The 13,982-nt window shown below is 74.9% G+C and carries 9 protein-coding genes and 1 pseudogene; 3 read left to right on the top strand and 7 right to left on the bottom strand.

Annotation, left to right across the window (positions count from 1 at the left end):
- Nucleotides 1-186: 186 nt before the first annotated feature.
- Nucleotides 187-1,287, bottom strand: a complete 1,101-nt coding sequence (locus ACWH4W_RS17150) for a glycerate kinase (protein WP_473077526.1) — start codon at nt 1,285-1,287, stop codon at nt 187-189.
- Nucleotides 1,288-1,484: 197 nt separating this feature from the next.
- Between ACWH4W_RS17150 and ACWH4W_RS17145 the strand changes: the two genes are divergently transcribed.
- The 3 genes from ACWH4W_RS17145 to ACWH4W_RS17135 all read left to right on the top strand — a co-directional run bounded on the left by ACWH4W_RS17145 (nt 1,485) and on the right by ACWH4W_RS17135 (nt 3,985).
- Nucleotides 1,485-2,567, top strand: coding sequence for an ADP-ribosylglycohydrolase family protein (locus ACWH4W_RS17145; protein ID WP_473076594.1), 1,083 nt, complete (start codon nt 1,485-1,487; stop codon nt 2,565-2,567).
- 136 nt (nt 2,568-2,703) lie between these two features.
- Nucleotides 2,704-3,207: an NUDIX domain-containing protein gene (locus ACWH4W_RS17140; protein WP_473076593.1), complete on the top strand. Its 504-nt coding sequence runs from the start codon at nt 2,704-2,706 to the stop codon at nt 3,205-3,207.
- A 52-nt stretch (nt 3,208-3,259) separates the two neighbouring features.
- On the top strand, nt 3,260-3,985 hold the full coding sequence (locus ACWH4W_RS17135) for an SIR2 family NAD-dependent protein deacylase (RefSeq protein ID WP_473076592.1): 726 nt from the start codon (nt 3,260-3,262) through the stop codon (nt 3,983-3,985).
- Here ACWH4W_RS17135 and ACWH4W_RS17130 read toward each other — a convergent pair.
- From ACWH4W_RS17130 to ACWH4W_RS17105, 6 genes and pseudogenes are all read right to left on the bottom strand, one after another.
- Entirely contained in the window at nt 3,982-4,470 is a 489-nt protein-coding gene (locus ACWH4W_RS17130) for a methylated-DNA--[protein]-cysteine S-methyltransferase (protein ID WP_473076591.1), read from the bottom strand. The genes ACWH4W_RS17135 and ACWH4W_RS17130 overlap by 4 nt on opposite strands.
- A gap of 23 nt (nt 4,471-4,493) precedes the next feature.
- A complete protein-coding gene (locus tag ACWH4W_RS17125) occupies nt 4,494-5,999 on the bottom strand; it encodes an AlkA N-terminal domain-containing protein (RefSeq protein WP_473077525.1) in 1,506 nt (501 codons plus the stop codon).
- An 85-nt stretch (nt 6,000-6,084) separates the two neighbouring features.
- Nucleotides 6,085-6,954 (bottom strand): DUF72 domain-containing protein, encoded by an 870-nt coding sequence (locus ACWH4W_RS17120; protein ID WP_473076590.1) that lies wholly within the window; start codon nt 6,952-6,954, stop codon nt 6,085-6,087.
- A 39-nt stretch (nt 6,955-6,993) separates the two neighbouring features.
- Nucleotides 6,994-10,914: a glycoside hydrolase family 2 TIM barrel-domain containing protein gene (locus ACWH4W_RS17115; protein ID WP_473076589.1), complete on the bottom strand. Its 3,921-nt coding sequence runs from the start codon at nt 10,912-10,914 to the stop codon at nt 6,994-6,996.
- Nucleotides 10,915-11,083: 169 nt separating this feature from the next.
- A pseudogene (locus tag ACWH4W_RS17110) lies at nt 11,084-11,244 on the bottom strand (IS982 family transposase); the annotation flags it as partial.
- Between the two features lie 163 nt (nt 11,245-11,407).
- Nucleotides 11,408-13,579, bottom strand: a complete 2,172-nt coding sequence (locus ACWH4W_RS17105) for an MMPL family transporter (RefSeq protein WP_473076588.1) — start codon at nt 13,577-13,579, stop codon at nt 11,408-11,410.
- Nucleotides 13,580-13,982 lie beyond the last annotated feature (403 nt).

Genomic DNA, 13,982 nt, shown 5'->3' with positions numbered 1-13,982 from the left:
GGCAGAGGCACCGGCCCCACGCCGCCCCGGTCGGCCCGGACACCCTCAGCGCCGGCGCTTGCGGAGGGGGCCCGGCGCCACCAGCCCGTCCGGCGTTTGAGGACGAGGCCCGCCAGGGCCGGTACGGGGGCCCGGGGGCGGAGCCCCCGGGACGGGGAGGGTGAGGGCGGCGGGGGCGAGGGCACCTCAGGTGAGGTGATCGCGGGCGATCCGCTCGCCCGTACGCTCCAGAAGCGCCCCCGCCTCCGCGACGCACACCGCCACATCCGGCTCCAGGTCCGTCAGGGCGTACGCACGCCGGATACCGGCCCTGCCCAACGCCTCGGCCGGCAAGGCCAGCCGCCCGCACACCGCGACCACGTCCTTCCCCGCCGCCCGCGCAGCCGCGGCGACCCCCGCCGGCGCCTTCCCGTGCAGCGTCTGCGCGTCCAGCGATCCCTCCCCCGTGATCACCAGGTCCGCCCGCTCCAGCGCGGGAGCGAACCCCAGCACGTCCAGCATCACCTCGATGCCGGGGCGGAACCGCGCCCCCACCAGCAGCGCCCCGAAGCCGACACCGCCCGCGGCGCCCGCCCCCGGCGACGCCGCCGGCGCGGAGGCGTCCAGCACCTTCACGAAGTGCCCCAGCGCCGCGTCCAGCCGCTCCACGTCCTCCGGCGAGGCGCCCTTCTGCGGCCCGTACACCGCTGCCGCGCCCTTCGGCCCGGTGAGCGGATTGTCGACGTCGCTCGCGAGCACGAACTCCACCGACCGAAGCCGCGGGTCCAGCCCGGACAGATCGGCGGTCGCCACCTCGGCGAGCGCCGCGCCCCCGGGGCGCACCGGCTCCCCCGACGCCGTCAGGAACCGCGCGCCCAGCGCCGTCAGCATCCCGGCCCCGCCGTCGGTCGTCGCGCTGCCGCCGACGCCGAACACGATGCTCCGCGCCCCCGCGTCCAGCGCGGCCCGCAGCAGCTCCCCGGAGCCGTACGTCGACGCGGTGAGCGGCGCGAGGACCCCCTCCGGCAGCCGCTGCAGCCCGCTGGCCTCCGCCATCTCCACGACGGCGGTGCCGTCCCGCAGCGCGTAGGCCGCGGTCACCTCGTCGCCGAGGGGGCCGGTGACCCGCACCTCGTGCCGTGCGAACCCGGCCGCCACGGCCGCCGCGACGGTGCCGTCGCCGCCGTCGGCCACCGGCAGCGCCTCGACCTCGAGGCCCGCCCGGACCCGGCGCAGCCCGGCCGTCACCCGCTCGGCGACCTCCACGGCCGTCAGCGACCCCTTGAACTTGTCCGCGGCGACCAGCACCCGCTGTGCCGACGGCCTCGTACGCGTACCGCTTCCCGCAGCGTCCGCCACGTGCCTTCCCCTCACTCGTCGGGCCCCGCGCCCGTGCCGGGGCCTGTCGCGCCGCTGCGACCCTAACCGCCGGGCGCCGGGCCCGTCATGCCCCGACCGGCCCGTGGACCGGCACACGACCGCCCCGAAACGGGTAGACCGGTCCCATGACCGTCACGACCGACATGACCACCGGGGCCGGACTCGCCGACCGCGTCCTCGGCGGCTGGCTGGGCCGGATCGCCGGCAACATGCTCGGCAAGCCGGTGGAGCAGGGCGAGGTGTGGACGCGGGACCGCATCGACCGCTACCTGCGGGCGACGGACGCGCTGCCGCTCACCGACTACCTGCCCGGCCCGCCGACGGAGGACGACGCGCGGGCGCTGCGCCCGGAGTGGCGGGTCTGCGTGCGCGGCCGGGTGCACGGGAGCTGCCGGGACGACGACGTCGACTACGCGATCCTCGGCCTGCACCTGCTGGAGACGCACGGATTCGGCTTCAGCACCGAGCAGGTCGGCGACCTGTGGCTGCTGCGGCTGCCGTACCTGCAGACGTTCACCGCGGAGCGGGCGGCGTACCGGAACCTCGCAGGCGGTCTGCGTCCGCCGCTGACGGCGACGTACGACAACCCGTACCAGGAGTGGATCGGCGCGCTGATCCGCGCCGACGTGCACGGCTGGACCTCGCCGGGCGCCCCGCGCCGGGCCGCCGCGCTGGCCCGCAAGGACGCGGTGCTGTCCCACACCGGCAACGGGGTGTACGGCGCGATGTGGGCGGCGGCGCTGGTCGCGGCGGCGTTCACGGCGCCGACGGTGCGGCGGGCGGTGGACGAGGCGCTGACGGTGATCCCGGCGAGCAGCCGGCTGGCGCGCACGGTGCGCCGGGTGACGTCGCTGCACGAGAGCGGGCTGCCGTGGGAGGACACGCTCGCCACGCTGGAGGGGGAGACGGCGGGCCTCGGCTGGCTCCACACGGTCCCGAACGCGGCCGTGATCACCGCCGGCCTGCTGTACGGCGACGGCGACTTCTCGCAAAGCGTCGCGCTGACGGTGCGGGGCGGTCTGGACACGGACTCCAACGGCGCGACGGCCGGTTCGGTGGCGGGCGTGATGTGCGGGGCCGCGGCCGTGCCGGACCAGTGGAAGGAGCCGCTTCGGGACACGGTGCGCAGCGCGGTCCTCGGGTTCGACGGGGTGCGGATCAGCGAGCTGGCGGAGCGGACGCTGCGGCTGGCGCAGGCGGAGACCTGAGCCCGTGGCGCCGCCGGCCGTGCTCCGGCGCGTGCGCCCGCCGTGTCGATCTTGGGACGGCGTGTGCTGCCGTGCGCCCGGGCGGGCGGTCCGCGACCGCCCCGGCGGGGTCCGCGACCGCCGTTACCCTTCCCGCATGACCACCACGCAGGACACCCAGGACTTCGCCGCCTACATCGCCTCCCTCCCCCGTGTCCTCGCCGGGGCCGCCGCCCTCTTCCGCGACGCGCGGGGGCGGGTGCTGCTCGTCGAGCCGAACTACCGGGAGGGGTGGGCGCTGCCCGGCGGCACGATCGAGTCGGACGACGGGGAGAGCCCGCGCGACGGGGCACGGCGGGAGACGGCCGAGGAGATCGGCCTGGACCGGCCGCTGGGGCGGCTCCTGGCGGTGGACTGGGTGCGGACGCCGGGCGCCCCGCCGCTGGTGGCGTACCTGTACGACGGCGGTGTGCTCGGCGAGGACGAGCTGAGGGCGATCCGGCTGCAGGAGGAGGAGCTGCTGTCGTGGCGGCTGGTGGAGCGCGAGGAGATCGCCGCGCACCTCCCCGGCTCCCTGGGCCGCCGGGTGCTGGCCGCGCTGGACGTGCTCGCGGACGGTTCGGGCACGGCGGAGCTGGAGGACGGCCGCCGGGTGCACTGACCCCTCCGGAATCCGCTCGCCTCGCGCGACCCGTCCGCCCTACCCTCGCGGCATGAGCAAGCCCCTCGTCGCCCTCCTGACCGGCGCCGGCGTGAGCACGGACTCCGGCATCCCCGACTACCGCGGACCGGCCGGACTGTGGCGCCGCGACCCGGACGCCGAGAAGCTCGTGACGTACGCGTCCTACATGGGCGACCCGGAGATCCGCCGCCGGTCGTGGCGGATGCGGCAGGAGACCTTCGCCGCGCTGCCCGAGCCGAACGCCGCTCACCGCGCGGTCGCCGAGCTGGCGCGGTCCGGGGTGGCCGTGCGGGTGATCACCCAGAACGTGGACGGCCTGCACCAGCTCGGCGGCATGCCGGACCGCAAGGTGCTGGAACTCCACGGCACGGCGCGCAGCGTCGTCTGCACCACCTGCCGGGCGCGGACCCCGATGGAGGACGCCCTGGCCCGCCTGTCGGCCGGCGAGGACGACCCGCCCTGCACGGACTGCGGCGGCGTCCTCAAACCGGCGACGGTGATGTTCGGCGAGGCGCTGGACCCCACGGTGCTCGGCGAGGCGGTGGCGATCACGAAGGCCTGCACGCTGTTCATCGCGGCCGGCACCAGTCTCCAGGTCCACCCGGCCGCGGGCCTCGCCCGGGTGGCCGTCGACCACGGCGCCCGCCTGGTCGTCGTCAACGCGGAACCGACGCCGTACGACGACCTGGCGGACGAGGTCGTACGGGAACCGATCGGCACGTCGCTGCCGGCGCTGCTGCGGCGGATCGCCGCCTAGAACAGGGCCGTCCCGCGTTCGAAGTCCAGCAGGCGCCGCTTGCGGTCCAGGCCGCCGCCGTAGCCGGTGAGGCCTCCGGTGGAGCCGATGACCCGGTGGCACGGGACGATGACGCCGACCGGGTTGCGGCCGTTCGCGAGGCCGACCGCGCGGGAGGCCCTGGGGTTGCCGAGGAGGGCGGCGAGTTCGCCGTAGGTGCGGGTCTCGCCGTAGGGGATGCGCGTCAGCTGCTCCCACACCCGGCGCTGGAACGGGGTGCCGTGCAGGCGCAGTGGGACGGTGAACTCCTTGAGCTCACCCGCGAAGTAGGCGGCGAGCTGCTCCTTCGTCTCGGCGAAGGCGGAGGGCGCGTCGTCGGGGGCGCCGAAGGTCTCCTCCGCCGGGCGGTGCCGCTGGCCGGTCATGTAGAGGCCGCACAGCACGCCGTCGTCGGCGACGAGGGTCAGGGGCCCGTAGGGGCTGTCGGTCACGGTGTGCTGTCTCATCGGAGGGGAGTCCTCGGGGTGCGTCAGGCCGGAAGGAAGTTGACGGGGTGGTCGTCGGTCGCCCAGAGGTACTGGACCGCGTAGGCGCGCCAGGGGCGCCAGGCGGCGGCGCGGGCGGTGAGGGCGGCCGGGGTGGAGGGGAGGCCGAGGGCGCGGGCGGCGCGGCGGACGCCGAGGTCCGTGGGGAGGAAGGCGTCGGGGTCGCCGAGGGCGCGCATGGCGATGACGTCGGCCGTCCAGGGGCCGAAGCCGGGGAGGGCGAGGAGCGCGGCGCGGGTCTCGGACCGGTCGCTGTCGGCGCCCAGGCGGAGATCGCCGTCCGCGAGCCGGCGGACCAGGGTGGTCAGGGTGGTGCGGCGGGTGCGGGGCATGGCGAGGGCGTCCGGGTTGAGCGCGGCCAGCTCCTCGGGCGTCGGGAAGAGGTGGGTGAGGCCGCCCTCGGGGTCGTCGACCGGGGTGCCGTGCGCGGTGACCAGGCGGGCCGCGTGGGTGCGGGCGGCGGCCGTGGACACCTGCTGGCCGAGGACCGCGCGGACGGCGAACTCCGCCTCGTCGACCGTGCGCGGCACCCGGCGGCCGGGCGCCTTGTCGACCAGGGGCGCGAGCACCGGATCGGCCCGCAGCTGCTCGTCGACGGCGACCGGGTCGGCGTCGAGGTCGAGCAGGCGGCGGCAGCGGCTGATGGCGACGGTCAGGTCCCGGGGGTCGCTCAGGGCGAGCCGGCAGGCGATGTGGTCGGGGCGTGGGGCCAGCGCCACGATGCCGTGTCCGTACGGGAGCCGCAGCGTGCGCCGGTAGGAGCCGGTGGGGGCGCCGCCCACGCCTTGAGGGCTGTGGGGGAGCCACTCCTCCACGCCCGGTACGGCGGTGGCGGCGAGGTGACCGAAGAGGTTGTCGGGGTTGAGCGGGGCGCGGAACGGCAGGCGCAGGGTGAGCGTGCCCGGGGTGTCGCGGGCGGAGGCGTCCCGCGGGGTCCGGGCGCGCAGTTCGCCGGGGGTGAGCGCGTACACCTCGCGCACGGTGTCGTTGAAGGTGCGCACGGAGGAGAAGCCGGCCGCGAAGGCGACGTCCGCCATCGACAGGTCCGTCGTCTCGACGAGCAGCCGTGCGGTCTGCGCGCGCTGGGCCCGGGCCAGGGCGAGGGGTCCCGCGCCCAGCTCGGCGAAGAGCTGGCGTTCGATCTGCCGGGTGCTGTAGCCGAGGCGGGCGGCGAGTCCGGGGACGCCCTCGCGGTCGACGACGCCGTCGGCGATCAGCCGCATGGCGCGGGCGGTGAGGTCGGCCCGCCGGTTCCACTCCGGGGATCCGGGGCTGGTGTCGGGGCGGCAGCGTTTGCAGGCGCGGAACCCGGCCTGCTGGCAGGCGGCCGCGCTCGGGTGGAACACCATGTTCTCCGGCTTCGGCGGGACCACGGGACAGCTGGGCCTGCAGTAGATGCCGGTGGTCAGGACGGCGGTGTAGAACCAGCCGTCGAACCGCGCGTCCTTCGACCGCACGGCGCGCACGCAGCGTTCGGTGTCGGTGTGCATCCTCTGGTGCATGGCTCAAGGATCGGACATCGGGGTGGGGCCGGTCTGGCGGATTTCCGACATGCACGTCGCGGGTGGGCGCGGCTCACCCGGTCGGTGACGCCAGCAGCCCCCGCATCGTCTCCGCCGCCCGCACCGCCGCGTCCCCGCAGCAGTTGTTGAACAGGACGTGGAGTGCGTCCGTCCGCCGTGCCGCGCGGCGCAGGCGCGGGACCCAGGCGGCCAGTTCGGTGACGTCGTAGTCGTGGCGGAAGCGGTCCTCCTTGCTGCCCCTCCCCCACGCGTCGCTGCGGCCGTGGAACCGTACGACCGCCAGGGCGGGGCGGGTGACCGGGACCATGGGCGGCAGGGAGGCGGTGAGGCCCTGCGCCATGTCGGTGCCGACCGCCGTCATGTCCAGGGAGGCCAGCAGCTCCCGCGTGTCCTCGGCGCGTTCGGGGTGCCACCAGGACGGGTGGCGGAACTCCACGGCGAGCGGCCAGCCCTCGGTGCGTCGCGCGCAGTCCTCCAGGGTGCGTTCGGCCGGGGCGCCGGGGGTGAACCAGGGCGGGAACTGGAACAGCACGGCGCCCAGGCGTCCGGCCGCGCGCAACGGGTCGATCGCCTCCGCGAAGCGGCCCCACACCTCGTCCAGCAGGGCGGGGTCCGCCGGTCCGCGTGCGGGCGCCCGGCCGCGCAGGTCGGCCGGGAGCGCCTCGGGGCGGGTGGGGTGCCCGGTCAGCAGGGAGAACGCCTTCACGTCGAAGCGGAAGCCGTCAGGGGTGCGCTCCACCCACAATTCGCTGTTGCGGCGGCGCGGCAGCGCGTAGTAACCGGAGTCCACTTCGACGACGGGCAGCCGCTCGGCGTAGTGGCGCAGCCGCCCTTCGGCGTCGCGCCGTCCGCGCGGATACCAGCCGCTCGTCACGAGCCGGCGGTCCGTCCAGGAGCAGGCGCCGACCAGGATGTCACCCATGGGAGCCCGGTTACCCCGGGCTCCCGTGAGTGTGCCGGGCTATTCGGTGGCCGTGGGCCGGCGGGAGAGGGCGAGTGCCCGGTCCACGTCGGTGAGCGGGCGCAGCCGGTAGGTGTGGGCGTAGTCGCGGTCCGCGAAGAGCTTGAACTCGTCGTGGGTGTGCGCGCCCCAGCTGTTGTCGCCGCCCACGCCCGTCTGCCGGTGGTTGACCCGCAGGACCACCGCGTTGCGCGGGGTGAGCTGGTAGTCGTGCCGGACGCCCGTCGACAGGTCCTCCGGGGTGAAGTGCGAGGCGTTGATCTCCACGAGGGGTTCGCCCGTCACCAGCAGCCCGCGCCCCCTGCGGTCGGTGAGGGCGGCCCAGCGGACGTCGGTCTTGTTGCCGTTCTCCTGCGGGCGGATGTACGGCGTCCACTGCTCGGCCACGGTCGAGGACCAACGTCCCACGTCGGTCCCGGTGTTGCGGTCCCAGTGGTTCTCCTCGGGGCCGCGCCCGTAGTAGTGCAGCCGGTCCAGGCGGCGGGGCAGGAACAGCAGCGTGCCCACCTCGGGGAGGTAGGGCAGGCTCGCGGCGCCCGGGTGGAGGGTGTGGTCCACCTTGATCTCGCCGTTGCCGAAGACGGTGTACGTGGTGGAGTACGCGGACTCCACCGTGGTGGGGAGGGTGCCGGTGACGCGGATCTCGACGGCGCGGTCGCCGAGCGGCCGTACGGCGACGTCGGTGACCGTGCGGCGGGCGCCCGCGTCGCGCCAGGTCTGGTTGCGCAGGTGCTGGCCGTTGCCCCGGTCGTTGTCGGTGGGGGCGCGCCAGAAGTTGGGCGCCGGCCCGGAGGTGAGCAGACGCGTGCCGTCCGCCTCGTAGTCGGTGAGGAGGCCGGTGCGGCGGTCGACGGTGACCGAGAAGCCCTTGCCCGTGATGCGGACCTCGCGGTCGTTCGCCTCGTGCCGCAGGGCGGGGACGCGGAACAGGGGGACGGGCGCGACCGCGGGGGTGTCCGTGTCGAGCGGGAGCTGGTGCCGGGCCACCTCGAAGCCGGCCTCGGCCCAGGGCGTGCGCTGCCGGGTGGTGAAGGACAGCTGGAGGAAGAACTCCGTGCCCGGGGCCGGGTTCCGGGGCAGGCGCACGGGCAGCTCGACGCGCTTCTCGGTAAGCGGCTCCACGTCGAGCTGGTCCCGGGTGAGCCGCCCGCCGCCGATCACCTCACCGTCCGCGACGAGTTCCCAACGGCCATCGAATTCACGGACGTCGGTGAACAGGTACTCGTTGGTGAGGGTGACGGCGCCCGGTCCGCCGCCGGGGGTGCGGACGGCGCCGACGGCCTGGTGGACGCGTTTGATCTCGGCCGCCTTGCCCCCGAGTCCGCGGTCGGCGGTGACGATGCCGTCCGCGACGAACGCGCCGTCGTTGGGGTTGTCGCCCCAGTCGCCGCCGTACGCGAGGAAGGTCCTGGCCTCCGGGCGTTTCCGCTCGGTCCTCACGGTGGCGGCGTCGAACCAGAAGCGCACGCCGTCGTCACCGGGGCCCCGGTCCTCGGAGGCCAGTTCGGCGGCGGTGAGGGCGCGGGCGTAGACGCGGGCGCGGCGGATCGTGCCGTCGAACTCCCGGGTCTGGTCGTCCGCGTCGGAGGCGAGGGACAGCGGGGCGGTGTTGCCGGTCGGCCGGCGGTCGGTGGCGCGGGTGGCCCGGACCGCGCCGTCGACGTGCAGGGTGAGGGTGCCGGCGTCGGCGTCGAACACGCCCGCGACATGGTGCTCCCTGCCGCTCCAGTCGTCCGGCACGGGCCAGTCGACGGCGATCCACCGGCCGTCGGAGTGGATGAAGAACTCCACCCTGTGGTCGGTCTGTTTGAGCGCGTACTGGGTGTCGCCCTTGGCGACGATCGGCTGGTGGTAGCCGGGCACGCCGGGGGTGAACCACGCTTCCAGGGTGAGGGAGCCGGTGAGGTCGAGGCTGTCGTGGCGTTCGAAGACGGTGATGCCGGACAGGCCCTGCTCCCGGTCGAGGCGACCGCGCGTGGCGAGGATCTCGCCGCGCAGCGCGGCCGGGCCCGACTCGGTGAGCAGGACGCGCCCGGGGACGGGGGTGTGGAGGGACTGGTCGGCGAAGTCCCAGATCCAGCCGCCCTGGAGGACGTCGTGCCGGCGCACGACGTCCCAGTACTTCTTGAAGTTGCCGTTGGAGTTACCCATCGCGTGGGAGTACTCGATCATCACGTACGGCCGGGTGTCGGCGGTGTCCCGGGCGCGCTGCTCGACGCGGCCGGGGCTCTCGTACATCCGGGAGCGGATGTCGCTGATGCCGGGTCGGTCGTCGCCCTCGTACTGGATGACGCGGGTGGGGTCGTACGAGCGGATCCAGTCGTGCATGGCGGTGAAGGTGCTGCCGCCGCCGGCCTCGTTGCCGAGCGACCAGATGACCACCGAGGGGTGGTTCTTGTCGCGGTGGACCATGTTCTGCGCGCGGGCGACGCACGCGGCGGTCCAGTCGGGGTGGTCGCCCGGGTAGCGGTCGCGGATGCCGTGGGTCTCGAGGTTGGTCTCGTCGACGAGGTAGAGGCCGTACTCGTCGGCGAGTTCGTACCAGAGCGGGTGGTCCGGGTAGTGCGAGGTGCGGACGGAGTTCATGTTCAGCCGCTTGACGATCGTGATGTCCCGGACCATGTCCTCGCGGGTGAGGGCGGTGCCGCGGGCCGGGTGCATCTCGTGGCGGTTGGTGCCGCGGAAGGAGACGGGGCGGCCGTTGATCCGCATGAGCCCGTCCTTGAGCGCGAACTCGCGGATCCCGACCCGGTGGGAGAGGGTCTCGACGACCGCCCCGGACGGATCGCGGAGCTGGAGGACGGCGGTGTAGAGGTACGGGTCCTCCGCCGACCACAGCCGCGGGTCGGGCACGGCGCGGGACGCCCGTACGGTGACGTCCCGGCCGGGACCGGCGCCGGTGAGGTCGGCGGTCCGCCGCAGCGGCCGCGACCACACGGCGTGCCCGCGCGCGTCGTACACCTGCGTCTCGACGGTGTACCGGCCGCCGCCCGCGTCGTCGCCGTAGGCCCGCACGTGCGCGGTGACGTCCAGTTCGGCGACGGTGTACGCGTCGTCCAGCGGCGTCTCCAGTTTGAAGTCGCGCAGGTGCACGGGCGGGGTGGAGTACAGGAAGACCGAGCGGAAGATGCCGCTCAGCCGGATCATGTCCTGGTCCTCCAGCCAGTCGCCGTCGGCGTAGCGGTACACCTCGACCGCGATCTGGTTGGTGCCGGGACGGAGGCGGTCGGTGACGTCGTACTCGGAGGGCGTGTAGGAGTCCTCGTCGTAGCCGACGAGTTCGCCGTTGATCCACACGTAGTGCGCGGACTTCACGCCCTCGAAGTGGAGGAAGACGCGGCGGCCGTGCCAGTCGCGCGGGACGGTGAAGGTGCGGCGGTACTGGCCGACGGGGTTATAGCGGGTCGGTGCGGCGGGCGGCCGGGGCTCCTCGCCGCGGCCGTTGGGGCCCCAGTAGGGGTAGGTGATGTTCAGGTAGATCGGGAAGTCGTATCCGTGCAGCTGCCACACCGACGGGACGGGGACGACGTCCCAGTCGCGGTCGTCGGTGTCGGTGCGGTGGAAGTCGGGGTCGCGGTCCTCGGGCCGGTCCGCGTAGGCGAACTTCCAGGCGCCGTCGAGGCCGAGGCGGTACGGCGAACGGGTGCGGTCGGCGGCGAGCGCCTGCGGCACGCCGGCGTACGGCATGAGGGTGGTGTGCGGGGGTTCGGTGCCGAGCCGGAAGACGCCGAAGTCGTTCCACTCCGGGGAGCCGTCGGCGGGCGAGGGGCGCGGCCCGGCCGCGTGCGCGGCGCGGTACGGGGCGGACGGGGCGAGGGCGCCGAGCACGGCGGCGCCGGCCTCCAGGAGACGGCGGCGGCTGACCACCGGCCGGACGGGGCGGGCGGGACCTGCGGCGGGAGACACGTGCGGGTGCGGCATGACCGTGGCCTTCCTCGGTGCGACAGGGCACTGCGCGGACTGAGGGCGCGCCGGATCCCCCGGCGACGCGGCGTCACGGCGGCGACGTCACGCCGGAGGAGAACCACGACGGGTGGTGACGGTGCGACTACTGGGCCCGTCACACCCTAGATGAATGAGTCCGATGTTCTCAGTGGTCGTAGGCGATCAGGGATCGTCCGGCCTCGGCGCCGGTGGTCCAGTTGTGCCAGATGCCGACGGCCGGAGCGAGGAGACGCTGGCCGGTTCGGGCGAGGACTCCGGCGGGAGTTCCGCCGCCGTGCGTTCCGGGCTGAGCCGGCCTTTCAGGGTGCCGAACCCGCCACCGAACAGATGTGCCCCGACGGCGGCGGCGTCGACCGGTGTCCACTTCGCCCCGCACGAGGCCACGGAACACCGGGCCGGACAACCGACGCGCGCGGCACGGAGACCCCCTCGGGGCGCGCCGGCCGGGGGAAGGGCGGAACGGCACGGGTCATACCCGGGGGCGGTCATCCGCGGGGGCGGCGCCGGCCTGTGCGGGAAGGCGCACCGCGTCGTCCCGGGCGGGCAGCAGGCGCCCGAGCCGGGCGGGCAGCCACCAGTTGGCACGGCCCATGAGCTGCATCAAGGCCGGCGCCAGCACCATCCGGACGACGGTGGCGTCGAGCACGACGGCGGTCATCACCACGAAACCGATCTGGCGCAGGTCCTGGCGGTGGGTGCCGAGCAGACCGGCCAGGCTCACGACGAGCACGCCCGCGGCCAGGCTGATGGGCAGTGCCGTACGGCGCAGGCCGTGCAGCACGGCCGCGGAGTTGTCGCCGTGGGCCCGGTAGTGCTCGGCGATGCGGTGGACGAGGAAGACCTCGTAGTCCATCGACAGGCCGAACACCAGGGTGAGGACGATCAGTGGAAGCAGGGGATTGACGGCGGGGTGGCCGAGTACGGGGGTGGCCAGGGAGAGCGCCCCGAAGGCGGCACCCACGCAGAGCAGGTTCATCACGATCGCCTTGAGCGGGACGACGACCGACCGGAAGACCAGGAGGGTCAGCACGAAGGTGCCGCAGCAGATCACGGTCAGAACCAGCCACACCTGGTCGCCGACCTCGGCGCTCAGGTCGTGGACGGTCGCCGCGGGCCCGGCGATCCGCACGGGCTGCCCGGCGGGCAGCAGACGCGGAGCCAGGTCCTCGCGCAGATGCCGCTGGAGAGCGGCCGCGGCGGCGGTGTCCGGGGCCTGGCTCTCGCCGATCAGCAGCAGCGTCAGGTCGCGGCCGTCGTCGAGCGCGACGGCCACGGACACCCGGGGGTCCTCGTTCAGCGCGGCGGTCAGGGAACCGGTGTCGACGGGGCCGGCGTCCGCCGGGTGGGGCAGGGCGACCAGCGTGAGGCTCGCGATCCGGTCGCCCTCCATCCTGGCCAGCCCCTCGCCGACGGCGGTGCCGGCCAGGACGGACCGGTCGAAGTGCAGCGCCGTGCGCAGCCCGAGCGCCGGGGCCGCGGCCAGCAGGAGGAGCAGCGTCGCGGCCGTGGCATAGCGCACGGGGTGCCGCATCAGGTGGGCGGTCCAGCGGTCCCAGGCGGTGGGGCCGGGCTTCGGGCGGCGCCGTCCCGGCCGCTTCCAGGGCATCGGGCACCAGTTCAGGACCCGGTCGCAGGAGGTGAGCAGGGCCGGCATCAGGGTGAGCGCGGTGAGGGTCGCGGCCGACGCGGCCAGCACCGCGGCGAGCGCCAGGGTCCGCATGTAGGCGATGTCCGTCAGCAGCAGGCCGACGGCGGTCGCGACGACGGCCGTGCCCGCCAGGGCGACCGTGGCGCCGGCGGTGGCGGTGGCCTGTTCGGCGGCCCGGCCCGGCGGCAGGCCGGCGGCTCGGCCCCGACGGTGACGCAGTGTCAGCAGCAGCGCGTAGTCCAGACCGACCCCGAGCCCGACGGTGGCCACCACGGCCACCGCGGTCGCGTCCACGCCGTGGGACAGTCCGGTCAGCGTCAGGACGCCGAGACTGAGCACGATCGCGGTGCCGGCGAGCAGCAGGACCAGCGCGGCGGCTCCCAGGGAGCCGAGCCCCAGGGTCAGCAGCAGGGCCGCCGCGGGCACGGCGTACAGCTCGGCGGACCGCAGGTCGTCGGTCGTGGTGCGCGCCAGCCGGTCCAGGACCGGGTCCAGACCGACGAGGGCGACCGACACCGCGCCGTCGGAACGGTCGCGGGCGACGTCCCGGGCCCGTCCGGCCAGATCCGGCAGCACCCGGCGGGCGGTGTCCGCGTCGCCGCGCACGCCGAGCATCACGTACGCGTGACGGGCGTGCTGATCCTCGGTGCGGGGGACCGGCAGGGCGGCCCCCACTCGCGCATGCTCCGACATCGCGGAGGTGACGGCCCGGGTGGTGCGCCGGTACACCGGGTCGTCGGCCGGCAGCGTGCGGGAGGTGAACGCCAGCATCACCTGCCGCGTGCCGATGTCGGGGAACCGTTCGGCGATCAGGCCGGCGGCGGTGGCCGAGGCCGACCGGTCGACCGTGATGTCCGGCGGCCGCAGGGTCCGGGGGAGGGCGGACAGCACGGCGATCCCCGCCACGACCAGCACCAGCCACACGGCCATCACCGCGTACCGGTACCGCACCACGAACGTCCCGATGCGGCGCACCCGCTCCTCCTCCCACACGCTGACGGGGCCCCCTTGGCTACCACAGGCGGACAGGGGCGCCACGGACACCACGGCCGCCCGCCGCCCACCCCCCGGACCGCGATCGGCCGGGCGGCGCAAGGGCCCCGGTCCGCGGAGGCATCCGACGGCGATGACCCGAAAGAGTGAGAGGGAAGGGCGGCGTGCGGACGGCGGACCCCGCTGGACGGCCGCCCGGAGGGGCGCATGACCCCGGCCGGCGGCTGTCCGTCCCCGGCGAACCGGCGGCCTTCCGGGGACGCGCCCCGGCGGCAGCGCCTGCCGGCCAGTGGCCCCGGGGATCGCCCCGAAGAGTGAACATCCTCTGCTCACGTCACCGTGCGCGGCGATTCGGCTACTGTCCGACGCGTGATCCGTGCGATGTCCCCCGCTGCACCTCGTC

This window comes from Streptomyces sp. DSM 120436, assembly GCF_055778765.1.
Note: the sequence above shows the minus strand (reverse complement) of the source record. Positions and strands in the feature narration are given on the sequence as shown.

Excerpts from the sequence above, each read along its gene's own strand:
- ACWH4W_RS17115 (WP_473076589.1), bottom strand. The coding sequence starts at position 10,914 with ATGCCGCACCCGCACGTGTCTCCCGCCGCAGGTCCCGCCCGCCCCGTC.
- ACWH4W_RS17125 (WP_473077525.1), bottom strand. The coding sequence starts at position 5,999 with ATGCACACCGACACCGAACGCTGCGTGCGCGCCGTGCGGTCGAAGGAC.
- ACWH4W_RS17140 (WP_473076593.1), top strand. The coding sequence starts at position 2,704 with ATGACCACCACGCAGGACACCCAGGACTTCGCCGCCTACATCGCCTCC.
- ACWH4W_RS17145 (WP_473076594.1), top strand. The coding sequence starts at position 1,485 with ATGACCGTCACGACCGACATGACCACCGGGGCCGGACTCGCCGACCGC.
- ACWH4W_RS17120 (WP_473076590.1), bottom strand. The coding sequence starts at position 6,954 with ATGGGTGACATCCTGGTCGGCGCCTGCTCCTGGACGGACCGCCGGCTC.
- ACWH4W_RS17130 (WP_473076591.1), bottom strand. The coding sequence starts at position 4,470 with ATGAGACAGCACACCGTGACCGACAGCCCCTACGGGCCCCTGACCCTC.
- ACWH4W_RS17135 (WP_473076592.1), top strand. The coding sequence starts at position 3,260 with ATGAGCAAGCCCCTCGTCGCCCTCCTGACCGGCGCCGGCGTGAGCACG.